The sequence below is a fragment of the Nocardioides islandensis genome (assembly GCF_015352455.1).
Classification (GTDB): domain Bacteria; phylum Actinomycetota; class Actinomycetes; order Propionibacteriales; family Nocardioidaceae; genus Nocardioides; species Nocardioides islandensis.
This window is the reverse complement of record NZ_JADKPN010000012.1, coordinates 107908-133733: the sequence shown is the minus strand read 5'-3', so window position 1 is coordinate 133733 and position 25826 is coordinate 107908. Positions and strand designations below refer to the sequence as shown.

17 protein-coding genes are annotated in these 25826 nt (G+C 67.6%); 6 read left to right on the top strand and 11 right to left on the bottom strand.

What is annotated here, in order from left to right:
- Positions 1-1560: an aldehyde dehydrogenase family protein gene (locus ISU07_RS17970; RefSeq protein ID WP_194708205.1), complete on the bottom strand. Its 1560-nt coding sequence runs from the start codon at positions 1558-1560 to the stop codon at positions 1-3.
- Entirely contained in the window at positions 1557-2879 is a 1323-nt protein-coding gene (locus tag ISU07_RS17965) for a class-III pyridoxal-phosphate-dependent aminotransferase (protein ID WP_228522126.1), read from the bottom strand. The genes ISU07_RS17970 and ISU07_RS17965 overlap by 4 nt, the downstream gene beginning before the upstream one ends.
- 287 nt (positions 2880-3166) lie before the next feature.
- Between ISU07_RS17965 and ISU07_RS17960 the strand changes: the two genes are divergently transcribed.
- Both ISU07_RS17960 and ISU07_RS17955 read left to right on the top strand, forming a co-directional pair.
- The gene (locus ISU07_RS17960) at positions 3167-4672 is read left to right on the top strand and encodes an APC family permease (RefSeq protein ID WP_228522125.1); all 1506 of its coding nucleotides are present in this window, start codon (positions 3167-3169) and stop codon (positions 4670-4672) included.
- Positions 4669-5685: an acetamidase/formamidase family protein gene (locus ISU07_RS17955; protein WP_194708203.1), complete on the top strand. Its 1017-nt coding sequence runs from the start codon at positions 4669-4671 to the stop codon at positions 5683-5685. Before ISU07_RS17960 ends, ISU07_RS17955 begins: the two co-directional genes overlap by 4 nt.
- A gap of 6 nt (positions 5686-5691) precedes the next feature.
- On the opposite strand, the gene ISU07_RS17950 is transcribed toward ISU07_RS17955, so the two are convergent.
- Positions 5692-7278, bottom strand: coding sequence for an alpha/beta hydrolase (locus ISU07_RS17950; protein ID WP_194708202.1), 1587 nt, complete (start codon positions 7276-7278; stop codon positions 5692-5694).
- 159 nt (positions 7279-7437) lie between these two features.
- Between ISU07_RS17950 and ISU07_RS17945 the strand changes: the two genes are divergently transcribed.
- Entirely contained in the window at positions 7438-8532 is a 1095-nt protein-coding gene (locus ISU07_RS17945; RefSeq protein ID WP_194708201.1) for a hypothetical protein, read from the top strand.
- Positions 8533-8573: 41 nt separating this feature from the next.
- Here ISU07_RS17945 and ISU07_RS17940 read toward each other — a convergent pair whose 3' ends face one another.
- From ISU07_RS17940 to ISU07_RS17925, 5 genes are all read right to left on the bottom strand, one after another.
- Complete coding sequence (locus ISU07_RS17940) at positions 8574-9380, bottom strand: hypothetical protein (protein WP_194708200.1); 807 nt, start codon at positions 9378-9380, stop codon at positions 8574-8576.
- Between the two features lie 167 nt (positions 9381-9547).
- The gene (locus ISU07_RS24530; RefSeq protein ID WP_267238960.1) at positions 9548-9673 is read right to left on the bottom strand and encodes a hypothetical protein; all 126 of its coding nucleotides are present in this window, start codon (positions 9671-9673) and stop codon (positions 9548-9550) included.
- 147 nt (positions 9674-9820) lie between these two features.
- The gene (locus ISU07_RS17935) at positions 9821-10435 is read right to left on the bottom strand and encodes a hypothetical protein (RefSeq protein ID WP_194708199.1); all 615 of its coding nucleotides are present in this window, start codon (positions 10433-10435) and stop codon (positions 9821-9823) included.
- 157 nt (positions 10436-10592) lie between these two features.
- Complete coding sequence (locus ISU07_RS17930) at positions 10593-11582, bottom strand: WYL domain-containing protein (protein ID WP_194708198.1); 990 nt, start codon at positions 11580-11582, stop codon at positions 10593-10595.
- Positions 11582-12457, bottom strand: a complete 876-nt coding sequence (locus tag ISU07_RS17925; protein WP_194708197.1) for a WYL domain-containing protein — start codon at positions 12455-12457, stop codon at positions 11582-11584. The genes ISU07_RS17930 and ISU07_RS17925 overlap by 1 nt, the downstream gene beginning before the upstream one ends.
- Before the next feature lie 413 nt (positions 12458-12870).
- Here ISU07_RS17925 and ISU07_RS17920 point away from each other — a divergent pair, with 413 nt between their 5' ends.
- From ISU07_RS17920 to ISU07_RS17910, 3 genes are read left to right on the top strand one after another with little or no spacing between them, the layout of a single operon-like run.
- Entirely contained in the window at positions 12871-14037 is a 1167-nt protein-coding gene (locus ISU07_RS17920; RefSeq protein WP_194708196.1) for a DUF6361 family protein, read from the top strand.
- A 1-nt stretch (position 14038) separates the two neighbouring features.
- A complete protein-coding gene (locus ISU07_RS17915; RefSeq protein WP_194708195.1) occupies positions 14039-15853 on the top strand; it encodes a phospholipase D family protein in 1815 nt (604 codons plus the stop codon).
- On the top strand, positions 15850-19038 hold the full coding sequence (locus tag ISU07_RS17910; protein ID WP_194708194.1) for a DEAD/DEAH box helicase: 3189 nt from the start codon (positions 15850-15852) through the stop codon (positions 19036-19038). Before ISU07_RS17915 ends, ISU07_RS17910 begins: the two co-directional genes overlap by 4 nt.
- On the opposite strand, the gene ISU07_RS17905 is transcribed toward ISU07_RS17910, so the two are convergent.
- Genes ISU07_RS17905 through ISU07_RS17895 form a run of 3 tightly spaced genes read right to left on the bottom strand, consistent with a single transcriptional unit; the run spans position 19010 to position 25686 of the window.
- Positions 19010-19738, bottom strand: a complete 729-nt coding sequence (locus tag ISU07_RS17905) for a hypothetical protein (RefSeq protein WP_194708193.1) — start codon at positions 19736-19738, stop codon at positions 19010-19012. The two genes, ISU07_RS17910 and ISU07_RS17905, sit on opposite strands and share 29 nt — an antisense overlap.
- Before the next feature lie 57 nt (positions 19739-19795).
- On the bottom strand, positions 19796-20824 hold the full coding sequence (locus ISU07_RS17900) for an EcsC family protein (protein WP_194708192.1): 1029 nt from the start codon (positions 20822-20824) through the stop codon (positions 19796-19798).
- A 50-nt stretch (positions 20825-20874) separates the two neighbouring features.
- A complete protein-coding gene (locus ISU07_RS17895) occupies positions 20875-25686 on the bottom strand; it encodes a DEAD/DEAH box helicase (protein ID WP_323742690.1) in 4812 nt (1603 codons plus the stop codon).
- Positions 25687-25826 lie beyond the last annotated feature (140 nt).

The window sequence follows — 25826 nt, the reverse complement described above, 5'->3', positions numbered from 1 at the left end:
TCAGCCCTTGATGATGCTGGTCAGCTCTTCGATGATGAGCCGGCGGAGCTCCTCGCGGATCTCCTCCGTCCCCTCGCTCGGAGCACGGGTGGGTGTGGGGGCCTGGTGGTCGGCCAGGTTGCTCGCCAGCGGGTACGCCGGCACCGGGCCGGTCGGCGCGGCCCACGGCTGCACCCCGGCGAACGACGGCAGCACCTCGCTCGGGTCCGTGCTGTAGGCGATCCGGGTGAGGTTGACCAGGTGCTTGGGCTCGAGGTTCTCGCTGAGCGAGCTGCGGCCCACGAAGCCGGTGCCGATCGTCATCGACGGGGCGAGGTTGGTGGTGAAGCCCGCGCTGCCGGTGCTGCCGCCCTCGTTGACGGTGACCCGCAGGACGTCGACCGCGGCGGCGTACTCCATGACCGTGCGCGGGTCGTTGCTGTGGATCACCGCGGAGTGGCCGGCACCGCCGATCCGCAGCAGCGCCTCCGCGGTGCGGATCCCGCGCCGGGCGTTCGGGACCCGCGTCACGCCGAGCACGGGGCAGAGCTTCTCGTGCGCGAGCGGCTCCTCCTTGACGGCCAGGTCGAACGGCGCGAGCAGCACACGCGTTTTGGGCGGCACCCGGACGCCGGCCCGCTCGGCGATGGTGGCCGCGTCACGCCCGACCATCGAGGTGTCGAACCGGCCGCCGGGGAAGACCGCGTCGCGCACCCGGTCGCGCTCGGCGTCGTCGAGCAGGTGCGCGCCGTGCTTGGCCATCTCGCGCAGCAGCCGGTCCGCGACCGCGTCCTCGACGACGAGCACGCTCTCGTTGGTGCACAGCACGGAGTTGTCGAACGCCTTGCTGTCCACCAGCTTCCTCGCCGCGCGCGGCAGGTCGGCGGTCGCGTCGACCAGGACGGGCACGTTGCCCGGCCCGACGCCGATGGCCGGGTTGCCCGACGAGTACGCCGCCCGGACCACCGCCACGCCTCCGGTCGCCAGGATGACGTCGGTGCGCGGGTCGGTCATCAGCGCGTCGATCAGCGGGACCGAGGGCTCCTCGACCCACTGGACCACGCCGTCCGGCGCGCCCGCGGCCACGGCCGCCTCGCCGAGCACCCGGGCCGCGTCGGAGCAGCACTCCTTGGCCGCCGGGTGCGGGCTCACCACGACGGCGTTGCGGGTCAGCAGCGACAGGATGACCTTGAAGTAGACGGTCGACACGGGGTTCGTCGACGGCGTCAGCGCGAACACCACGCCCGCCGGCCGCGGCACCTCGACGATCTTGCGGTCGGCGTCGATGCGCGGCGTGACGTAGTCGTGGTCGCGGTAGGCCTCGAGAATGCCGCGCGAGCAGAGCCGGTTCTTGACGACCTTGTCGGCCACCACGCCGAAGCCGGTCTCGCGCACCGCCCACTCGGCGTACTTCTCCGCGTTCTCCTCCGCGGCCCGCGTCACCGCCTCCACGATCCGGAGCACGGAGTCGCGGTCGTAGGTCGCGAAGGCGCGCGTCGCCCAGCGAGCGCGCTCGAGCATCTGCCGGGCGCGCGGCACGCCGGCGGCCTCGATCGGCGGCAGGTCGTACTCGATGGTCATGCTGCGCGCCACCCGGATGCGCGGACCTCGGCCCACGACTTGCGGATCGCCACCTCGGTGCGGTCGAGCAGCTCCTCGCAGAGCTCGGGCCGCAGCAGGATGCCCGGCTTGTACTGCAGGACGCGCGGGTCGAGGGTGGAGAAGATCGCCCAGACGCCGTTCTCGTAGAGGTGCCGCATGACGTACTTGGCGCCCTGCGGGTGCGCGAACTCCAGCCCCATCACCACGCCGTTCTGGCGGATGCCCACGAACCAGTCGGGGTAGTCGGCCTGGATCTCGCGCAGCCCGCGGCCGACCAGGTCGCTGATGTAGTGCACCATCGAGCGGGTCTCGGGCCGGGTGCAGATCTCCAGCGTCTTCAGCGCGGCGATGCAGCCCAGCTCCGCGCCGCCGAACGTCGAGATGTGGCCGAAGCCGTCCTCGGTCAGCCAGCCGGCGGCGTGCTCGGCGAGCAGCACCGCGGAGATCGGGTACATGCCCCCGGACAGGCCCTTGCCCGCGACCAGGATGTCGGGGGAGATCCCGTGCTTGGTGATCCCCCACAGCTCGCCGGTGCGCATCAACCCGGTCTGCACCTCGTCGGCGATGTAGAGGGTGCCGTGCTTCTCGCAGAGCCGCTTGACGGTCTCGAGGTACCCGGGGTCGGGCAGCGGGAAGCCGTACGTCGCCGGGATGGTCTCCATGATCACCGCGGCGACGTCGTTCCCGCGCAGCGCCTCCTCCATGGCCGCGAGGTCGTTGAAGGGGACGTGCACGAACTCGTCGGGCCGGTCGGAGAGGAAGAGCTTGCTGAACCGCTCGTCGCCGGTGGCGACCGCGAGGCCGGTGTGTCCGTGGTAGGCCTTCACGACCGAGACGATCACGCGCCGCTGGGTGGTGTGGCGGGCGGTCTTCAGCGCGATGTCGATCGCCTCGCCGCCCCCACTGCCGTAGACCACCTTGGTGATGCCGGGGGGCGCCGTGCTGACCAGCGCCTCGGCGAGCGCCGTCCGCGTCAGGGCGGGGAAGTGGTGGTTGCCGATGTCGAAGTGCGACATCGCCGACGCGACGGCCGAGGCGACCTCGGGATTGCGGTGCCCGAGGTTGTAGGTGCCGCCGTTGAGGTGCACGTCGAGCAGCCGCTTGCCCGACATGTCGTAGATGTAGTACTCCTCGCGCCGGTCGATGACCAGGGGGACGCCCGACTCGACCCAGAAGTCGGTCTTGCCGGGGTTCCAGTACTCCCGGGACTTCTCGAGCATCTCCTGCTTGGAGTCGAAGGAGAACTCGCCGTAGTCGAAGCCCATGGCCTCCCTGTCCGCCGATCCAGCGCTGGGCATACCAATTGTGTTAATGGTCTGCTTTACGGTTTGTACCAGCGCGCGAATGGTCCGGTCAACACCTTCGGGACGTCTCCGGAACGAACGGGTGGCGGGTGTGGCTCTTGTCAGCGCAGACCCGGCGCTGGCACCATGCCGCAAGGTGGCTTGGGACACGGCGAATGGGTCCGCTGCTGGGGGCTCTTCGGTTTGCTGCGGTCTGCCCCTGGGGGCCCGATAGGACGGAGTACCACGTGTCGAGCAGCGAGAAGGAACTTGATCTGGCCCCGGTGCCACACTCGAACGCTTTGAAGCCCGGCGCGATCGGACTCGGCGGGGTCCTCTTCATCGCCGTCGCGAACGCCGCACCGATCACGGCGATGACCGGCAACACCCCGATCGCCCTGGGCTACGGCAACGGCATCGGGGCGCCGGCCGGCTTCCTCGTCGCCACCATCGTGCTGACGCTGTTCACGGTCGGCTTCATCGCGATGGCGCGCCACATCACCACGGCCGGCGCGTTCTACGGCTTCATCACCCACGGCCTCGGCCAGGTGTGGGGCATGGTCTCCGGTGCGCTCGCGACGATGGCCTACGTCGTCTTCGAGGGCTCGCTGATCGGCATCTTCGCCTACTTCACCAACAACGCCCTCAACAACTGGTTCAGCATCGACGTCAACTGGCTGCTCATCGCGATCGTCGGGATCGCGGTCATCGGCCTGTTCGGCTACTACGACATCAACATCGCCGCGGCGTTCCTCGGCGTCACGCTGGTGTGCGAGGTCGTGCTGCTGCTCGCCCTGGCCTTCTCGGTGCTGTTCTCCGGTGGTGGCCCCGACGGGCTGGTCCCCGAGGCCATCAACCCCGTCAACGCGTTCAAGTCACTCGACGCCACGACCATCGGCGGCACCCAGATCGCCGCCGGCAGCGCGGCCATCGGCGTGTTCTTCGCGTTCTGGTCCTGGGTCGGCTTCGAGACCACGGCGGTCTACGGCGAGGAGTCGCGCAACCCGCGGCACATCGTGCCCCGCGCCACCCTCATCGCGGTGATCGGGCTGGGCACGTTCTACACGTTCGTGTCCTGGATGATGATCGCTGGCAACGGCAAGGACGTGGCGATCTCGAAGTCGAACACCGACTCGATCGGCCTGTGGGTCGACCTGGCCGAGAAGAAGCTGGGCGGCGCCTTCATCGGCGACATCTACCTGTTCCTGATCGTGGTCGGGTCGTTCGCCTGCGGGCTGGCCTTCCACACCGCCGCCAGCCGCTACCTCTACGCGATCGGGCGCGAGGTCCCGCTGACGAAGAACTCGCTGGGCCGGACCCACGGTGTGCACCACACGCCGCACGTCGCCTCGGTCGTGCAGAGCATCATCACGCTGGCCTTCACCCTCGGCTTCTACGTGCTGACCACGAACGGCGACGACCCGTTCACCGGCGCCTACATCTTCCAGTACGGCCTGCTGGCCATCCTCGGCACGATGGCGATCCTCATCGTCCAGGCGATCACCTGCCTGGCCGTCATCTGGTACTTCCACGTGAAGAAGGTGCAGCCGGGCAACATGCTGACCACCGGGCTCATCCCGGCGCTCGGCGGCCTGGGGATGGTCTACGTGGTGTGGCTGCTGATCGACAACATCAAGTTCGCGGGCGGCCTGGCGGCCGGGTCGACGTTCTTCGACCTGATCCCGTGGCTGGTGGTGCTGACGGCGGTCGTCGGGCTGCTCGGCGTGCTGTACCTGCGGGCCCGCAAGCCGGAGGTCTACAACGCCATCGGCCGCACCGTGTTCGAGGAGTCCCACACGCGCTCGTGACCGACCAACCCACGGGCGTCCTCAGGTTCGAGCCCGACGCCGAAGGTGACCCCACGAAGCTGGCGTACACCTTCGGCGGGTTCGAGCCGCTGGTCAGCGTCCGTCCCGGCACCACCGTGTCCACGTGGACGATGGACTGCTTCGCCGGCCGGGTGCGCTCGACGTCCGACCTGGTCTCCGAGGTGTGCGACCCCCGGTTCCTCAACCCGCAGACGGGCCCGTTCTTCGTCGAGGGCGCGGAGCCGGGGGACACCCTCGTCGTGCACTTCCGCTCCATCACGCCCCGGGAGGCGCAGGGCGTCAGCACCACGGTCCCGCTCTTCGGCTCGCTGACGGCCACCGGGTTCACGGCGATGCTGCACCCGCCGCTGCCGGAGCGGACCTGGGTCTACGCGATCGACACCGCGGCGGGGGTGGTGCGCTACGACGCCCTCGACTCGCCGTACCAGGTCGACCTCCCCCTCGACCCGATGCACGGGACGGTCGGCGTCGCGCCCGCGCTCGGCGAGGTGCGCTCGTCGCTGACCCCGGGCAGCTGGGGCGGCAACATGGACACCCCCGAGATGCGCGCCGGCACCACCTGTTACCTGGGCGTCAACGTCCCCGGTGCCCTGTTCAGCCTCGGCGACGGCCACGCCCGCCAGGGCGAGGGCGAGACCTGCGGCGTCGCGGTCGAGTGTGCGATGGACACCGTGCTTGTCGTCGACCTGGTGAAGGGCGGTACGCCGACGCCGTGGCCGCGCCTCGAGGACGACACGTTCATCATGACCACCGGCTCTGCCCGCCCCCTCGAGGACGCCTTCCGCATCGCGCACACCGAGATGGTCCGCTGGGTCCAGGAGCTGGCCGGCCTCTCCGACATGGACGCCTACCAGCTGGTCAGCCAGACCGCGCTGACGCCGGTCGCCAACGTGGTCGACACCAACTACACGGTCGTCGCCAAGGTGCCGAAGCGCGTCCTGCCCGACGTCCCCGTCATGCAGGGCATGCACGCGCGCTGGCGTCGTACCTGACCCGACCTACTCCTCGGGGCACCTCGTGCCAGCCCTCGGGAGCTCCAGCGACACCAGGTACTCGGTGACCTTGCCCTGGATGCAGGTGTTGTCGAAGAACGACGTGTGCGTGGCGCCCGGTCCGCCGCCCTCGGTGAGCAGACGCGCGTGGTCGAGGGTGGCAGCCAGGGAGACCGCGCCGGAGTACGGCGTGGACGGGTCGCCCACCGACCCCACCACCAGCACCGGGTCGGAGCCCTGGGCGCGGAAGTCGCCGCGCCAGTCGCTCGGTGGGTTCTTGAGGGGCCAGACGCTGCACGCGGCGGCGTTCGCACCGTCGTAGCTGGGCGGCCCGTAGGCCAGGGCCGGGCCCAGCCGCCGCGCCATCGCGGCGCTGCGGCGGGCGAAGCGGACGAAGCCGCCCTGCGTCACGCTGCCCGCGGCGTCGGTGCACTCGATGACGATGTTGGTCGCGCCGCCCGCGGCACCGAGCAGGTCGCGGTTGCTGATGTCCGGCAGCCCGGACGCGATCCGGCCGAGGAGCTTGCCGGTCTGCGGCCAGGCCTGGCGGCCCGACCCCGTGAGCAGGTAGAGGAGGTAGAGGACGGTGTAGCCGTTGGTCGTCACCCGGTCGGCGCCCTTGCCCCGCGTCAGGGGGTGGTCGTCCAGGCGCGCGACGAGGGCGTCCAGCGCATCGCCCGCCGCACCGTGGCCGAACTTGCAGGTCGTCGCGTGGCGGTCGCACCAGGCGAGGAACGCGTCGACCGACCGCTCGCTCGCCCGGTAGTTCGCCCCGAGGATCCCGAGGTAGTCGTCGCCGTACTGGAACGGGTCGATCGACCCGTCGAGGGCAACCGCGCGCACGCGACCCGGGAACATGTCGGCGTACACCGCGCCGAGGTACGTGCCGTAGGACAGCCCGAGGTACGTGAGCTGGTCGTCGCCGACGGCCGCGCGCAGCAGGTCCATGTCGCGGGCGGCGTACTCGGTGCCCATGAACGGCAGCAGGTCGCCGCTGCGCTGCTGGCAGCTCGCGACGTACTCCCGCGCCTCCTGCAGCGCGTCCGCCGTCGTGCGCTCCCCGCCGGGCTGACCCAGGGCCTGGTCGAACCGGCGTACCGACCGGGCGACCGGCTCGCACTCGATGCTGGGCGTGCTCCGGTTCGTGCCGCGCGGGTCGAAGCCGACCAGGTCGAAGTGGCGGCGCAGCTCCTTGGTCTGCGGGATGCCCGTCACGCCGGCCACGACGTCCACCCCCGACCCGCCCGGCCCACCCGGGTTGAGGAAGAGCGACCCGATGCGGTCGGGCCCGCTGGCCGGCAGCCGGTTCACCGCGAGCTCGACCGTGCCGCGGTCCGGGTGCTGGTAGTCGAGCGGGACGGAGTACGTCGCGCACTGCAGGATCTCGTCGTCCGGGCAGGTCTTCCACTCGATCGCGGGCACGGAGCCCACGTCAGCGCCGCTCTCGGGTGCCTCCCCGGCCTCGGCCGCGCGAGCGGTCGTCGGTGGCGCCGCCGCCACGGGTGTCGCCGTCAGCGACGCCGCGACCGTGGTGGCCGCCACCAGCCCCGATGCGAGCCGACGACGTGCGGTGACGAGGGGGAGTGGCGACATGGCGTGCTCCTGACCGAGAAGGAGCCTCCACGCTAGGCGGGCGGGGCTGCCCTGTCACCGCCCCGCGACCGAAGACCTGTCGGACCGGGACCTTGAGCCCTGACCCCGGGTGGCCGCCGGGCACATGCTGGACGCACGGACCCCGCGGAAGGGGGAGACATGAGCGTGTTCGCACGGCATCGGCGAGGACCGCGGCGGCTCGCGCACCTCGCGGCGACGGCCCTCGTGGCCGGCGTCCTGCCGGTCGCCCTGCCCGTCGCCCTGCCCGTCGCCCTGGCCTCGCCCGGGGCGGGGGGCGACGTGCCGCACCTGGATCCGGCCGCGCTGGCTCGCGGAGACAACCCGGGAGTCGTGTACCTGGTGCGCAACACGATCAGGGACGGCGACCTGAGGGTGCCCGCGACGGAACGGGGCCAGCACGACGCCATCTGGGTCGTCGACGGTGGCTACCTGCTGCGCGACCTCGACGTCGGGCGGCCGGGATGGACCAAGGTGACCTACGTCAGCCGTACGGGCGAGCGGCGACCCGTGGCCCGGACCCACGCATGGATCGACGTGCAGGTGTCGCCGACCGGCAGGACGGTGGCGACCCAGGTCATGTTCCCCGTGGGGATCGCTACGAGGCTGGACGTCTCGCGAGCGCGCAGTGGACGGCTCGTCGCCCACCGCCACCTCGAGCATGCGCAGCTCGCCGCCGTGACGGACACCAAGGTCCTCATCGGGCGGCGCGCCCGCTGGCACGACCCCGCGACCGTGTGGTGGAACTTCGAACGCGGCTCGTGGAGACGGGTGTACGACGAGGCCGCGATCGGCGCGGACGTCCGGAACGACCGGGTCGTCTTCGACAACAACCCGGCCGGCGAGTTCTGCACCCGTGTCGCAATCTTGTCGCGACCCGGGCGAACCCTGTGGCGCACCTGCCGGATCTACCCGCACCAGTGGTCTCCCGACGGGACGCGAGCGATCGCCACGTGCTCCTACTTCGACGCCGCAGGAACCGCTCGCTGGTGGGTCATCGACGGACGTACGGCGGCCCGGCAGGCGAAGGTCGCCGGGCGGCTCGACTGGGACGCGGTGTGGGAGGACGACCAGCACTTCCTGACCGCAGCCCAGAGCGACGCCGGGAAGTCCGCCATCGTGCGCTGCGACATCGACGGCAACTGCGAGCGTGCCAGCCCGATCTGGGACGTCCCGGTGCCGCCCGACCCCTCCCTCTACTACGCATCCCCGCCGGCGGTCCTGGCGCGCCCTTGACGAGCCGCAGTTGGTCGGCTTGTGGTGAGACTCGCCCAGAGCTAGAGGCCGGTGCAGAGCAGCTCGGGCGTGCCGATCGCCGGATAGACCCTGAGGTCGCTGCTCGACGTCTCGGCCGCCGTGATCGACAGCCGGTACGGCATGTCCAGCTTCACCTCGGCCCGCTGCACCATCCCGGGCGTCAAGGGTCCCGAGGTGAATGCCCGTTCGTCGTCCGCGGTCAGAGCGATCAGAGCCGACGTGCTGTCACTCGAGTCGTCCGTGACACCGAAGTCGCCCCGGATCGCCTTGCAGTGCCGACCCAGTGTGAACCGCTCCTCCCAGCTGGGCTGGTCGCCGTACGTGTGCCAGCCGTTGTACTGGGTCCCGTTCATCGCAAAGTCGTCGCTGTACCTCCCCCACACGCCCGTCGTCGCGTAGTACGACTCGAACGCGTAGAGGTAGGTCCACCGCCAGACGGTCGTCCGCCCCGGCTTCGAGGTGGCCGGCTTCGCGTCGCGGAAGGTCACGTGGGCTCGGAACCTTCCGGTGCTGGTCTCCTCGGCGATCACTGTGAACACCTGCTTGGCCCGTCCCTTGGCTCGCACCGACTTGAGCGCGGTCCACACCTTGTCTCCCAGGATGTCCGCGTCCTGCCGTTCGAGCGTGACGATCTTCGCTGCCGCCGGCCGGTCGAGCCTGACGACCACCTTGAACCGCTCGCCCTCGACTACGGAGTTGGGAACGCGAACGCGCACCGCCTCTGTGGCCCGAGCGTGCGGCGGCGCAGTCGCAACCGCGTGCGCCGTGGCCTGTGTTGCGCCCAGCACGACGGAAGTCGTAGCCAGGGCGACGACGAACCTCTTCACGAGTTCCTCCCGAGATGCGCGCGCTTGACGCGGCGACCCTAACCCGACGACCGCCTCATGGTCCGTCGATCGGCGACACGTTCCGCGACTGCCCAAATTGGAGGATCTCTCCATAAGACTGCCTTGATGGCGGAGGTATTCACCATGGGTCTGGTGACGGCGGTCACCTAGCGTCCTGGCAACGACCAGCGCAGCGACGCCAGCCGCCGCGCCAGGTCGTTGAGCACCATCGTCTCCTCGGCGCTGCGCTTGAGCAGCGCCAGCCGGCACCGGATCAGGTGCACCAGCTCCACGTACGCCGCCTCGGGCGCGTCCTCGAGGAGGAGGTGCAGCCAGGAGCCGGCCGGGCCTGACTACGGGGGATGGTCACCCCATGATGGCGCTCACACTCTCTGTTTCGTTCGGGGCGGAAGCTCGGTGGCTCGGCGTGTCGATCGGTGTCAGGAGCGGAACTCGAATGTCGTCTTGGCCGCGGGGTCGACGCTGGTGACCAGGCTGTTGTAGAAGACCTTGGTCTGGTCCTGGAGGAGGTCCCGGTTGGATTCGAGGTAACTGGCGCGGGCGTCGCCGTCGAGGATCTCGTTGACCATCTCGACCTTGTCGATGTCTGGCGTGGTCCAGCTGAGCAGGCTGCCGTCCTCGACGGCCACCTTGAAGGTCGGCTCGTCGTAACCGATGAAGATGAAGTCAGGAACCGCGATGCGGTACGAGTTCTCCCCTGTCTTCGTTACTGACACCTTGGCGCCATCGATGCCCAGCTTCGCGGCGAAGTTGTACTGGAGAAATACGGTCTCACCCGTCCCGGGCACACACTTTCCGAAGGCCTCTCGACACCTTTCGGAGTTCTTGATCCCCTGGATGCCCAGGCTCAGGAGTGCGACCTCTTGGGTCCGCTCGATGGCTTGGATCACCTGAGAGTCATGAGTCTCTGTCTTGATACCAAAGCCCGAGAGCCATCCCACGGTGCCGGCCACAAACAGCGCACCGACGGCAAGACAGAACACGAGAATGAGGGTGAGGGCGCGGACCACCCATTTGCCCAGCTGAGATGCCATGTGATCGAGAAACCTTCTGGTCTGGACGCGGAGATGCTCATCCCGAGCACGCGCTGCTGACTGGTCTGCAAGTGGCCACACGGTAATGGCAGGCACCGAAACAATCACGTGTTTCGCGACAAGGAGCGAAGACACTGTCGATTCGCGTGGCGACGAGTCAGCGGGCTTCGTGGTGAGCGAGCAGGGCTTCGACGTACTCGAGTGCGGGGGCCAGGACTCCCTCTGACTCGAGGACCCTCGACGAGCCTCCGCTGGCGAGCAGCAACAGCGCGACGCGCTCAGCAACGGGCGGGAGCAGCTCCAGGTCGGCGATGAACTCGTCCTCGTCGTCCCCGATGACAGTCACTTTCTCAGCAAACATGTCAGGTGCCCAACGAGCGTCCTGGGCAAGGGCCATGCGCACCAGGGACGTGTCGCGCTGGTGCGCCAGCCGCGACTCGAGGTGCGATGGCAGCTCGAATTGGTCCTCACGCACGTGAGCGGACCGCATGTTCGCGAGAAGGAAGGTGCGCAACCGGCCCTCCGCATCGGGTGGCCCTGCGTCGACCTCCCACCCTCGCTGGGTCTGCACCAGCCGCAGAGGTTCGATGGTGCGCTCTCCGATTCCGACCTGCCACTGGCGCGAGTACATGATGTCGACGCGTCGCCGGGTCGCTTGTGCTTCCTGCAGCACGGGGAGCAGGCGGTTCCACTCGGCTGGTGCGGGCGGCTCACTCTTCTGCCCGAACATGGTCTCGGTGATGACGTCCAACGCACCGCGCAGCTCTGCGTCGGTCCCGTCGACGTCGAGCAGAGCGAGCCCCGCCGTGTAGATCACAGCGAGATCGCCCGCCGCCAAGTGCTCCACCCCGAGCGACGCTGCAGGGGCGTCGTGGACCAGCCGAACCGTTGATGCCACGTCTTCGCCGCTGCCGTCTTCATCGTCGTCGGCGCCGAGGAACTCCAGCACGGGAGGCCTGAAGATCTGGTGCATCCAACCCCAGGACTCCGCGTCCATGAACGTGACGAGGTCTTCTCGCATCACATCAGCGCTCACCTCAAACTGCTTGCCTAACACCTCCAAGGAGAGGCCTTCGGGGAAGGCTGCCAGCACGCTGAAGACCTCGGGGAGGCGAGCGAGGCGCTCGACGAACTTCGGTGCGGCCATCAGGCGCCCACCAGGTCTCGAAGCTCGGCCAGCAGCTCCTCGCGAAACTCGTCTGGGGCGACGACTCGCACACGCGTCCCGAGGACGTACACCCGCGCGCGGAACGCGCGATGGTTGGTGACGACGTACGTCATCTCGACCAGGCCGCCGCGTTCGAATCTGCTCGCGGGCTCCTGAAGCCACCGGACCACGTCCGGGACGTGGTCGGGCGCGGTGGCTAGGGTGACCTCGCGGGGTTCGTCCACCTCCCAGAGCAGTGGGTGCAGCTGGAGCCTCCTGACTTCGGCGTCGGCCCGACCCTCCCCAGGCGGCCCCAAGGAGACGTCGCTCATCCGGCCGATCGCGAAGTGCTTGACGTCTACACCTCCCGCCTCGACGCCGCTGAGGTACCACTGCACGTGCTGGAACCGGACTGCGACCGGGTGAACCGTCCGCATCGTGCCCTTGTAGCGAAACCGGACGGGACTCTGCAGTCGAAGGGACTGGAGAGCCAGGGTGAGCTCAGCGGTCTCCTCGGTGGGGATCACGGCGCTGCCCAGCCCCTCGGGCAGTGAAGCGGTTGTGACGCCGAGTCGCTGGGCGATGTCCGTTCGGTTGGCGAGGATGATGGCGCGCTGCAATGCGTCACGCTGGGCGGCGGTGAGGCGGAGCCACAACCGGTTGTCGCGGCTGACCATGCGATAGCAGGCATCGGTCCCTGCGGGACTGATGTTGTCGATCTGCCATCCCTGTTGTCGCAGGTGGTTCAGGTCCTTGGTCAGCTGGGTGCCAGGGTCTGACTCGCCGTAACCCGCGATGCTGATCAGCTCGTCGCGAAACACCCCGGCGGGGGCCGCGTTGTGCAGCTTTGCCATGAGGCGCACGAGCCGCGTCATCGCCTTGAGCGGGTCGCGTCCGGGTGGCATGGCACCTCCGTCCTGAGGGAATCCACACCCTAAGTGCCCCGCGACCGGATGTCGCGGCGTCCATTGATTCGGAGGTCCGATGCAAGGTCGGCTCACATCGAGCCGAAGGAGAAGAAGAATGATGAAGAGCCGGACTTACCCTCGAAAAGCACATGGGTGTCCCACTGGAAAGAAGCGATTCCGGGATCACCGTGACGCGGTGGCTTTTCTCCACCACGCTGAGAACGCGCGGTCCGCCGCCGAGCGGAACGGCGGAAAGACGAAGCTCCGGGTCGTGCGCTGCTATGAGTGCGTCCTTTGCCACGGCTTTCACGTCACGTCGATGGCCCAGGCGGCATGACGGGCTTGACGGGAGCCTTTGAGGGCCGATTGCATGCATCGACATGAGCTACTTCGGATGGCTCGACGGGGACGATTCACAAAGAAGTGCCATGCTCGAGGTCGTCAAGCTCTTCGAGGACACCTCGACCGTCGATGAGCTGGGCATCGGGAGCGTGCGGGACACGTTCTCCAACGCACTCTTCCCCGGTACGTCGACGCTGCACACCCGCGTCAAGTACTTCCTCTTCATCCCCTGGCTGGTCAACGACGTGGCTCGCCACCGCTGGCCAGTCGAGCGTTCCCTGGCGGAGCTACGAGCACGCGAGAGCAAGCTCATCGACGCCCTGCTCGCGGGCGGTGAGACCCAGGGCGTGATCGGACGGGACGCCAGGAGCACGCTCAAGACGATGCCGAGCGCGCTTTACTGGGCCAGCCTCGAGCACCTCGGCGTACGACGCTGGCGCACGTCCGCCGCGGGCTACTTCCGCAATGCCATCCAGCACGGTCGTCGCGGCGACGATCCGGACATCGACGACAGCCGCGTCGAGCACCTGGGCATGGTCACACTTCCGAAGATGCCGTCGGACCTGCTCGACACCGCGACTTTCTCCCTCGACTCGGACGAGGCCGAGTTCCTGAAGTCGCGGATCGCCGAAGCGCAGCGCGACTCGCTGCTTGCCTGGCTGGTGGTGAACCACCCGGACTCTTCCGCTACCTGGATCTGGGAACACGAGGCGCGAGACTCGTTTCCTCCCGATCTCGGTGCGCTGGTCGACGAGGCGGAGCGGGTCCATCTGACGGCGACCGGCCCGGCGGTCCTCTACAACCTGATGCTCGCCGAGCTCACGGGCAACGACGACGTGCGTGACGAGTACCGCGACCACCTCCAGGACTGGGCGGACACCGTGGAGAGCACCCAGGTCTTCAAGGACTGGGACCGTCAGCAACTCTGGGCACGGATGCTCGCCCTGAACCCGAGGATCCGACCCGCCACCAGGCTGTTCCTGGACGAGTGGTGGCGGCTCGCGGAGCAGGGCCGGCATCAGAGCCAGGAGGCGAGAGACCTCGTGGAACGGCGCGAGCTCATGCTCAAGCGCAGTCGTGCGCGGATCACCTATCCGGACGCCCGGTCGACCTGGAGCGCGGGTGCGGGAACCGGACTCCTGAGCTATCGCTGGGAGATCGCGCGCGGACACCTGAACGACATCGCCGCCGGGTTGGAGGACTGACGTGCTGAACCCGGATGCCCGACACCTGCTGACGGACGCCCTGCGCCCACCGACGGGATGGCGCCTGGACGCCGCTGTCGCCACGACGTACACCCTCGACCTCACGAGCCTGCTGCTAGCCCCACTCTCCCTGGCCGCGTACGACCACGCCGAGGAAGGAATCGATCAGGCGGCGCCGCACGAGCTGCTCGAGGCGATCCGCCGGTACGCCGAGCGCACGACCGTGTTCTGCCAGGCGGGCGGGATCCACGTGCCGAGCACCTACCGCAAGCTGGTGGTCTTTGCTGAACAGTCCATCGTCGAGGTCGCGCCACCACCCGGGAGGACCTTCCACCCGAAGATCTGGGTGTTGAGGTTCACCAATGCGACGGGTGCCTTCAACCATCGCCTGTTGTGCCTCAGCCGCAACCTCACCGGCGACCGGTCCTGGGACACGGTCCTGGCTGCCGATGAGAGCACGACCGACGACAACCACATGCCTGCAGCCCCGGCCGCCGACTTCATCCAGGCTTTGGTGGGCATGAGCGTGCGACCGGTCGCTGGCCAACGGCGGGTTCTGGTCGACGACATCGCCACCACGTTGCGGGAGGTGTCACTGACCGTGCCGGGACCATTCACGAGCGGCTCGCTGCACCCCATGGGCACGCCCGGAGGTGGCGAGTGGCCGATGCCGGCGTCAGCCGACCGCGCCGTGGTGATCTCCCCGTTCCTGGACGTGACCACCGTTCGACGGTTGCCCACGAGGAGTCTGGTCGTCTCTCGCCCGGAGTCGTTCGACCGCTTGGGCGCGGCGGCCCTCAGCGGACTCGACCTACGGGTGCTCCAGCCGTACGCCGATGCGCCGCCCGAGACGTTTGAGGAGTCCGAGGCTGACGGGCGCCAGGCTCAACCGACCCTGGAGGTCAAGTCCGGCCTGCACGCCAAGGTGCTGGCGTGGGACATCGGGTCGACGGGCAACCTGCTCACCGGTTCCGCGAACGCGACGTCGGCGGCGTTCGGTGGCAACGTGGAGTTCGGCGTCCTGCTTAGTGGACCTGTGGCTCGATGTGGTGCCGCTGCGCTCATGAAGGACGACGACAAGCAGACCGGGTTCGTCCGTCTCCTGCAGCCGCACACCCCGTCGGCCGAGGCCCAGCCCGACGTCGAGTACGAGCTCGAGCGCGAGATCGAGGCCTTCCACGTGCACCTGGCCACCTGCGGACCCGAGCTCCACGTCGCTCAGGACGGAGAGGCCTTCGAAGTGCGGTTGTCGTGGGCGACGACACCGGACTCGTTCGGTGGTGAGAGCTGGGCCCGTCCGATCACTCTCAAGGTCGAGCTCGAACGACGGCTGGATAGTGGCGGGCAGTGGAAAGGGCTCGGGCTCTCCGACATCACCGTCTTCCTGGCCGTGCGCACCCGGCTGGAGCGTGACGGAGTCACCGTCGAGCGGTCGAGCGTGGTGCGAGCCTCGTTGGTCGGCGCTCCGCAGGACCGCGACAAGCGAGTCCTGCGCGAGCTCCTGAGCAAGATCGAGGACGTCCTTCGCTACCTGGCGCTGCTCCTCAAGGATCCTGGCCTCGACGACGTGGCCAGCACCCTGCTGCAAGCCAGCAACGACGACCCGGCCGGCGACGGGTCCTCGCGCTGGAGCTGGTTCGACGACCTGGTGCTGGTCGAGCCCCTGGTGCGGGCGTTCGCGCGCGAGGACGGTTCTCTCGACCGGGTCGAGCGACTGCTGGACGACCTGCGTGACGACGATGGTCGTCTGCCGGAGCTGGGCGAGGAGTTCGACGATCTGTGGCGGACCGTCTCGAACGCTCGGGGGGTTCGATGAAGCGGCCAGACGTCGAACGAGAGCTCGAGGGGCTCAAGGACTTCCAACGTCGCACGGTGGAGTACGTCGACGAGCGACTGTGGGGCGACGACCCGGTCCGCCGCTTCTTGGTGGCTGACGAGGTCGGCTTGGGCAAGACGCTGGTGGCCCGCGGCGTCATCGCCAAGGCCATCGACCGGCTGTGGGACGACGTCGAGCGGATCGACGTCGTCTACATCTGCTCAAACGCTCAGATCGCGCGGCAGAACCTCGCTCGCCTTCGCGTCGGCGACGAGACGGGCCAGGACTTCGCCGATCGCCTGACTCTCTTGGCCAGCCGGATCGACCAGCTCCAGGGTCGTAAGCTCAACTTCGTGTCGTTCAGTCCCGGCACCTCCTTCAACGTCGGTGAGAGTGGGGGAAAGTCTGCCGAGAGAGTGCTCCTGTACTGGATGCTGCGTTCCCAGCTGCCCGAGCTTTCCGCAAGCTACTGGCTGAAGTTCTTCCAAGGCGGTACCTCACTTAGGAACTTCCGCAACCAAGTTGACTGGTTCGACCAGAGCACGATTCCCGAGTCCATGTCGGCGGCCCTGGTCTCTGATCTGGACTCGGCCGGTGGACAACACGGCTACGCCTCCATGCTGGAAGAGCTGTTCGCGTGCGTCGAGGAGTTCAAGTACAAGCGCAAGGGCTGGGCTCCTGACCGGCACCTGCGCAGCTGGCGTTACAACCTCATCGGTCGGATGCGCCAACAGCTGGCTCGCGCGGCCGTCTCGGCCCTGGAGCCGGACATCATCATCCTGGACGAGTTCCAGAGGTTCACCTCGCTGCTCCAGGACGACACCCCTGGTGCCGAGCTCGCGCGCGCGCTCTTCGACCACGGGGAGGCGCGGCTCCTGCTGCTGTCCGCGACGCCGTTCAAGATGTACACGCTGCCCGATGACGCCGAGGGCGAGGACCACTACTCCAGCTTCCTGGAGACCGTCGACTTCCTCGCCGGGCCTGACCGTGTCGAGACGGTCAAGGACAGGCTGGCCGACCTGCGGCGTGGCCTGATGGCCGGCGATCGTCCGCTCGCCGAGAAGGCGCGCAACGACGTCGAGGCGGAGCTGCGTCGCGTCATCGTCCGGACCGAACGACTAGCGGCGACCCCCGACCGCGACGGGATGCTCCGCGAGCAGCCGATGCCGGGGCTCAGGCTCGTCGAGCAGGACCTCCACGACTACCGATTCGTCTCGCGGGTGGCCAAGGCGCTCGGTCAGCCCGACATGCTCGAGTACTGGCGCAGCTCGCCGTACGTGCTCGAGCTCATGGACGGGTACGTCGTGAAGAAGGAGCTGGAGCGAGCGGGCTCGGCCAGCGACGAGGTCCGCTCAGCGGTCAAGCAGGCGTCCCGACTGCTGTCCCGCGACCAGGTGGACGCTTACGAGGCGCTCGACCCAGGGAACGCCAAGATGCGCGCCCTCGCCGCCGACGTGCTCGACAGCGGAGCCTGGCGACTCGCGTGGATCCCGCCGTCACTCCCGTACTACGAGCTGTCCGGGGCGTACGGCGAGGAGGCGCTGCGGCACTTCACGAAGCGGCTTGTCTTCTCGGCCTGGAACGTGGTCCCCAAGGCGATCTCGACGGTCCTCAGCTTCGAGGCCGAGCGCCGCCTTCAGGAGCTGGCCGAGCAACGCGGCCGCCGCTACTCGGACACCCGCCAACGGGGGCTTCTCGCCTTCTCGCGCGACCAGGAACGCCTCACCGGCATGCCGGTCCTGGCCCTGCTCTACCCCTGCGCTGCCCTAGCCATGGTCGGCGACCCGTTGTACGTCGCTCAGGCGACCAGCCACAAGCTCCCGCTCGGGCGCGCGACTCTGGAGGAGCACGTGCGTGCCCAGGTAGTGGAGCTGCTCGACGAGCTGCCACGAGGTCCGGAGTCGGGAACGGTCGACGACGCCTGGTACTGGGCCGCGCCGGTTCTCTTTGACCAGCTCCGCCTCGATCTCGCCCCAGACGAAGCCGTCGAGCTCACCTACGGCGGTGGCCAGGACGACACCGACGGTGATCGCCGGGGGAGTAGGTCGGCGTTTGACGAGCACCTGCAACGTGCCGCCGGGGTGGACGCCGGGCAGCTCGGCCGCCGTCCGGACGACCTGGTGGACGTGCTGACATCGATGGCGATCGGCGGGCTGGGCGTCTGCGCCCTTCGTGCGCTCAGCCGGGTGACGGTCGGTCAGGAGACCGCCGGGCGCGTCGCGGTGAGCCTGGAGGACCTTCGTGACATTAAGGTCCGGGACCGGGCCTCGACGATCGCCTGGGCGCTCCGCAGCCCCTTCAACCAGCCCGAGGTGATGGCGCTGGTCCGCGGCGCGGATCGTGAGACGGCGTACTGGCAACGGGTGCTGGGCCACTGCGTCGACGGCGGTCTGGGCGCCGTGCTCGACGAGTACGCCCACGTCCTCAATGAGTCGCTCGGCGTCGCCCAGAAGAGCGACGCGGAGAAGTCCGAAGCCATCGCCCGCGAGATGAGCGAGGCTCTCGGCATCCGCGCCAGCGTCAACAAGGCGACAGACCTCTCGCTGCGAGACGGTGAGCTCGTGATGGAGCCGTTCACGCTCCGGCACCACTTCGCGGTCAGGTTCGGCCGTGGCGTCACCGAGGACCAGTCCCTGGCGCGAGAAGGCTCCGTCCGGCAGGCGTTCAACTCACCGTTCTGGCCGTTCGTTCTCTCCTCGACCAGCGTCGGCCAGGAGGGCCTGGACTTCCACCCCTACAGCCACGCCATCGTCCACTGGAACCTGCCCAGCAACCCGGTCGACCTCGAGCAGCGTGAGGGCCGGGTACACCGTTACAAGGGACACGCCGTACGCCGCAACATCGCCCGCGCCTACGGGCGTCGGTCCGAGGTGCTCACCGCCGACGACCCCTGGAAGGCGATGTTCGACCTGGCCCTAGCCGATCGTGATCCCGACCAGACGATGATCCATCCCTACTGGGTGTTCCCCGACCCCAAGGGTCACGCCATCGAGCGCTACGTCCCGGCCCTGCCGCTGAGCCGCGAGGCGCATGCCTACCGACGACTCAGGCGGACGGTAGGTGCCTACAGGCTCGTCCTGGGACAGCCGCGTCAGGAGGACCTGCTCCGTTACCTGGGCGAGGACGCCCAGGCGATGGAGGACCTGCTGATCGACCTCAGTCCTCGCCCGCCTCGAAGTCGTTGACCACGCGGATCTCCAGTCCGAGCGACTTGGCGACGCGGTCGAGGAACTTGGTCGAGGTGACGAACCACTCGGAGCCGCCTCGCTTCGTCCTGCCCGCGTTATGGTCCGCGTCGCGGAGCCACCCGTGGAAGTCCTTCTCGCGCGCGGCCGACTCCTCGACGGGATAGATGCGCAGCAGGATCGGATCCTCAGGGAGCGCAGTCAGCCGACCGGCGGATCCCGCGCGGTAGTAGGCGTCCCTGGCGGAGTGGCCGACCTTCAGCAGCGTCTTGCCCGTGTCGGGGTCGACGGGGTGCTTCAGGTAGTGCGGAAGCGTGTAGACGTAGATCCCGGGAGCCCCCACCGCTTCTGCTTTGGCGGTGGCGGTTACCGCAGACTCGATCTCCTTGCTCTGCGCCGATACGTCCTCGGCGCGGCTGGTGAGCTTCGACTCGAGATCCTCCAGATCCGCCTTGAGCTCAGCGCTCATCGCGATGGTCTTCAGCCACTTGCGGACCCGCCGAGCAGCCTGCTGCGCAATCGTGGGGCTGGTGGGGATCTCGCCCTCGACGAGCGCTCGGATCTGGGTTCGGTAGGTGTAGACGAAGCCGACACCCTCGTTGCCCTCAGCCTCCGCCATCTGCGCCGGGGTGAGGCCGGCGAGATCGTGGCGGTACACCTGACCCAACAGGGTGTCGTCCTCGTCGAGGATCGCCCTCACCTCGGACGACCGGTCGTAGTCAGCAGCGCTAGGGAGTTCAGTGTTCACGTGCGTTAGTCACCGTTCGGTCTCGGCTGACGACGTTTCGGACGTTGGCGCGTTCTTCTCGTCGTCGTAGCCTTGCCTAGTCTCCAGACTTTCCAGGGCTGCCGAGAGGACATCGTCGGGTGGGGGTTCGTTTGGCTCGACCAGCCACTCGGCGGGGTCGATGCCGTACTTGTCCGCCAAGAACCGAAGCCGATATGCGTCTCGGGCGCGCCGGAAGGTGCGGTCGGCCATCTCAGCCGACAGGCCGCCGTTGACCAGGACTCCGAGGAATGGGATGGCCTGGCCAAGCTTCTGCTGTGTGAGCTTGAGTCCGAGGGCATCGAAAACCTTCTGGACCAATTGCACCCAGGCGTTCTTGTTCAGCTGGGCCCAGGTGGGCTGACGCATCATCTGTTGGGTCAATCGCGACAACGAGGACAGCGCTTGAGTCTTTGAGGCTGGCGAGCCGGCAGTCCCTAGCGAGATAACCCCCAGCACGAACAGTTCTTCCTCGGGGAGGCTGGTGTCATACCCGTAGTGGGCGGCAACCTTCGCCACGATGCGGCCCATGATCCCGATGGACGCGGCGATGTCGGTCGCGACGGCAGCAACCGCCACAGCGGCGGTCGTGCCACCGGAGACGGTGCTCGAAACCTCAGCGCCAGTGACGACGATTGCCGTGGTTCCTCCCTCGGCCATCGCGCCCAGCGTGTAATACCACCGCGTCCGCGGCACCGCCTTGTCCAGCATCTGCAGGTCCAAGGTGTGGAACTGCTCAAACGGCGAACCGACGCGTTTGGCCACCTTAGCGGGGTTGACGGAGTTCATCGCGGGGCCGAACGTGACCGTGAAGAGACCTTGGAGTGACTGAGTCACCAGGCCCTCTACATCCCCGTGCAGCGGCACCTTGGCCCAGACCTTCACCGCTGTCGACTTGACGGGAGCGGAGACTCGGGATGCCAAACGCCTTGCAGCGCTCTCGTCCCGCCGGTTTAGCCTCTCGATGGCCTCTGTCCAGGCTCGCCTTTCGTAGGGAGACATCCTCGAGATGTCGTCCATCGGTTACTCCTCGTCTGCGGAATGTCGAACGTGCTCTGGCTGGACGTGGATTACGTGGGGTTCTGCTGATCCCGGATCGCGAGAGCCGGGAGGTCATCGACGATCGCCATGGTCTCGAGGCTGACCGTCACCATGCGGGCCAGCAGGTCAATGATGTAGCGAGGGTCCGACACTTCCTTGGACCAGTCGTTGGGGTCGTTGACGATGCCGGAGGCCTTGTCGGTCTTCACCTGGTAGCGGTCGAGAATCCACTCGATCGCCGACCGCGAGCCGAGCTGGTAGCGGTAGGCGTCCTCTGGGATCCCGCCCAACGTGATCCGTGAGTTGTAGACGACGCGGGTGCGGTCGGCGACGAGCTTGCTGCTCTCGGGGTCTCGCATCTTCGCGAAGGCCATCTTCTGCACCCGGAAGAAGTCGTACGGATCCTCGTCCGCTGTCGGCTCGGCGTCGAGGCCGTCTAGCGGGTACGGCGTCATGGACTCGTAGCCCAGGTGCAGCTCGGAGAGTCTCCGGCCGGCCTCGACGAGCGGCCACGGGTCCTCGACGAGAGGGATCCGGGGCAGCATCTTCTTCAGGTCGGCCGCATAGGTCACCCGGTACTCCGGGCTGTGCAGAAGCCCGTAGACGTAAAGGAAGATGTCGTCCTTGGTGGTGCGATCCCCGTACGCCGCGACGAACCGCCGCAGCGCCTCGTCGGTGATGTTGTCGATTCGGCGGTAGCCGTCGACGACCTCGCCATCGCCGCCGAAGTCGAGTGCCTCCGCCTTGTCGAGCGGCTCGAAACGCCAACGCGCGAAGAACTGACCCGTGTCTAGTAGGTGCAGGTCGGGGAGCTCGTCCGCAACAAGTGCGCAGAAATCGAAGTGAGAGGATGGTCCGGTCACGCAGATGCCAGGGCTTTGTGCAATCGGCGATGCGAATACCTGAGGCAGCCTGTACGTCATCGCATTTACGTCGCGGTCGAACGCGACCCATTGTCGAAGGAACGGACGGTAGGCGGCCCTTCGAATCACGCGGTCCGTGAATGACAACCGTCGTAATTTGGCGAATGCCTGATCAAAGTTCCGGTTCCAACTCACACGCTTTGGATCACGACTCGGCAGGTAGCCAAGCTCGCCCTCGGCCCGTGCAATCTCGGCGTTGAAGTAGCCGATCATGCCTGTGACTTGCTTCGCGACCTGGCTCCTGGACGATCCGTAGACCCAGGCATCACGGCCTGTCGCAAGTCCCAGAGTGCTTCGTCGAAAGATCGCGAGTCCACCGCTCTTGTCACTGATCGCGAGGAACTTGTCGAAATCGTCCCGACGCTGCTCAAGCCAATCGCCGAACTCATTCGGCACGATGTCCACGACGGAGTCGAGCCCCGTGACGTCGCCTGCGGCGGCGGTCCTCGCCAGTTTCTGTTCAGCGGATAGGTAGTCGCCGATGTCGGTGTAGTGAATTATCGCAGGCCCGGTCACGTCCGGATTCTTGACCAGCAGGGTGATCGCGACGGTCGCCCTGCTCCCTCCGCCAAAGACCTTTCCGCCTTCCCTGCGTGACTGCTCACCGGCGGTGCGCTGGTTGCCGCGTAAGTTGAGCACGTGAATGGAGGAGAATTCCTCGGCCAGCGATTGCCGCATTCCGTCTGCCGTGTTGGAGTCCAGCCAGCCACCGTTAGTGACGTAGGCGACGACCCCTCGGTCTCTAATCCGCAGCGTGGCCCATTTGATGGCTCTGATATAGGAGTCGTAGAGCGTGCGGCGGGAGGTAGCGGACGAACGGGCTACGTACGTATCTTCGATTGCCGCATCGAGTGAGATGTACTTCTCATTCGCATTGTCGTCGTTCGCGGAGTCCTGACCCACGGAGTAGGGCGGGTTGCCGACGATCACTGTGATCGGGAGCCTCTTGAGCCGCTCAAGCCGCTCGTTGTTCTCCGGAAAGACGTCGAGGTCGGGCGTGTCGTCGTCCTCCCACGACTGGAAGGTGTCGGTGAGGACGAGGCCTGGGAATTCGACGTACTCGTGGCCGGGGTCGGCGGCGCGCTTCCCGCCGCCGGGGGCGGCGGCGGAGGTCATGACGTCGTAGTAGGTGGTCTCGATGTTGACGGCGGCGATGTAGTAGGCCAGCAGCAGGATCTCGTTGGCGTGCAGCTCCTCGGCGTACTTACGGGCCAGGTCGTGCGGTTCGATCAGCCCGAGCTGGAGCAGGCGGACCATGAACGTGCCCGTGCCGGTGAACGGGTCGAGGATATGGACGCCCTCGTCGGTGAGGCCTTGGCCGAACTCCTGGCGGAGCACGACGTCGGCCGAGCGCAGGATGAAGTCGACGATCTCGACCGGAGTGTAGACGATGCCGAGCTTGTCGACGGTCCTCTTAAAAGCAGTGGAGAAGAAGGTGTCGTACAGCTCGGTGATGATGCGCTGCCGACCCTCAGCATTGTTGATGCCGTCGACGCGCATCCGGACCGACTCGTAGAACTTCTCGAGGGTGCGGTTCTCGTCGTCGACGTTGTGCTGGTCGAGGGTGGCCAGCATGCGTTCCATCTGTCGAGCCACCGGGTTGTGCTCGAGGAACTGCGATCCGGCGAACAGCGCGTCGAAGACCGGCCGGGTGATCAGGTGCTGGGCCAGCATGTCGATGGCGTCGGACTCGGAGATACCGTCGTTGAGGTTTCCCCTCAGGCCGGCCAGGAACCGGTCGAACTCCTCACGGACATTGGTGGTGCCGGGGTCGCTCAATAGTGCGTGGATCCGGGTGGTCTGCCGGGTGGCGATCTCAGCAACCGACTTGGCCCAGTCTGTCCAGTAGCGGCGGCTGCCGACCTTGGCGACGATCTTGGCGTACATCGTGTCGCGGAGCAGGTCGAGGTCCTGGAAGGCCAGCGGGAGCGCCAACTGTTCGGTCTCGCCGCCCCCGCCGTGGACGCCGATGACGTTGATGCGCGAGTCGCGGCCGGTGGTCAGCTCGATGCGGTTGACCATCGCGTCGAAGCGCTCGTCGTGGGCGCGGAGCGCCTGGAGCACCTCCCACACCACGGCGTACCGCTTGTTGTCCGCGAGCGCCGACTCGGCGCTCATCCCGGCCGGGATGCCGACCGGCAGGATGATGTAGCCGAACTGCTTGCCCTCGGACAGCCGCATCACCCGGCCGACCGACTGGACGATGTCGACGACCGACTTCCGGGGTGACAGGAACATCACCGCGTCGAGGGCGGGCACGTCGACACCCTCGGAGAGGCAGCGGGCATTGGTGAGCACCCGGCACGAGTTCTCGGCGGGCTCCTCCTGGAGCCAGTCCAAGAGCTTGTTGCGCTCCAGAGCGTTGTAGGTGCCGTCGACGTGCTGCACCGAGCAGGTGAGCGGCAGCTCGCCGTCTTCCTCGAGGCCGGCCGATCGTGCGTAGTGCTCGGTGATCTGGCTGAACAGGTCCGCGACCCGCTTGGAGTCCTTGATGTTGCCGGCGAACGCCACGGCGCGCTTCATCGGCGCGATGTCGGGCTCGAAGCTGTGCTCGGCCCGGCCGATCTTGGCCAGCCCGTTCCAGCAGCCGACCAGCTTGGCCGCGTCGTCGAGGTTGAGCTCGTTGTTCGCGTCTGAGAGCTGGTGCTGGAGGGTGCGCGCCACGGACTCCTCGTCCACGGCCAGGACCAGTACCTTGTAGTCGGTCAGCAGACCCAGGCCCACGGCCTCCCCGAAGCCGAGTCGGTGGAACTCCGGGCCGTAGGTCTCCTCGTCGTCCATCGAGGCGAGCACCGCGTTTGCGTCGCCGGCCTTGGTGCGCGAAGCGTCGGTGTAGATCCGCGGGGTCGCCGTCATGTAGAGGCGGCGTACGGCGGGCAGGTACGAGTTGTCGTGCACCCGGACGAAGGCCGACTCGTCAGACCCGGCGAGCGTGATCCCCGTGGTCCTGTGGGCCTCATCGCAGATGACCAGGTCGAAAGCGTCCTGCTGGGCCTGAGCGACCACGTCGATGGACTGGTAGGTCGAGAAGACGACGGTCATCGCCTCGGTGTCGGTGGCGGCCGCGGACAGCCGCTGGCGCAGTACGGCGACGTCCGTGGTGGCGGGCAACGCGAGATCGATGGCGCTGATGTCCTCGTCGTTCGAGGAGCGCTTGGTGGACTTGGCGTCTGAGCAGACCGCCAGCGGCCGGATCGGGATCTCGGCCTCCGAGACCCACTCGCGGACGGTTTGGGAGAGCAGGGAGATCGAGGGGATCAGGAAGAGCACCCGGCCGCCCGGGCCGACGTTCTGCTCGGCCAGTCGGAGCGACGTGAAGGTCTTGCCGGTGCCGCACGCCATGATCAGCTTGCCGCGGTCGTGCTCACCGAACCCGGCGGTCACCTTCTCGATCGCGACCCGCTGGTAGTCGCGGGGCTTCTTGCGGGTGCGCAGCTCCAGCTCGATCCGCACCTGGGTGGGGTCCAGGAACTGCCAGTCCACCCGGGAGTGCTCGAGGTCGCTGAGGCCCACACGCCGTACGGGCTTGCTTTGGTCCCTGATCGCCTGCTCGGCGTTGCTGCCCCACTTCTCGGTGGTCGAGATGATGATCCGGTCGGTGAAGGCCTGCGTGCCCGAGGCGGACAGGAAGCTGTCGATCATCGGCTTGGAGACTGTGGTGGTGGGCGCGAAGAACTTGCACTGGATCGCCGTGAGACCGCCGCTGACCCGGTCCCTGGCCACCAGGTCGATCCCCGTGTCGTGCTTGCCCTGGTTGCCCGGCCATTCACCCCACAGCCAGACGTCCGAGAACTGGTCGCCGTACACCGGGTCCACCCGCAGATAGGCCTGCACCAACCGCTCGAACTTGGCGCCCTTGTCGTACTCCGACAGTGCGGAGCCACGCAGATGGTCGAGAACCTCGTAGATGGACGTCACGGCCTCGTTAATACCTCACCCATCCGTGATAAACCGCCTATTGCCGCTGTTGAGCGAGAATTCGCACCTACATCCGACGAACAGGCGGATTTGTGTCGGACCCTCACCTAACCTCATCGGCGCAGGCTCAGGTAACGGGG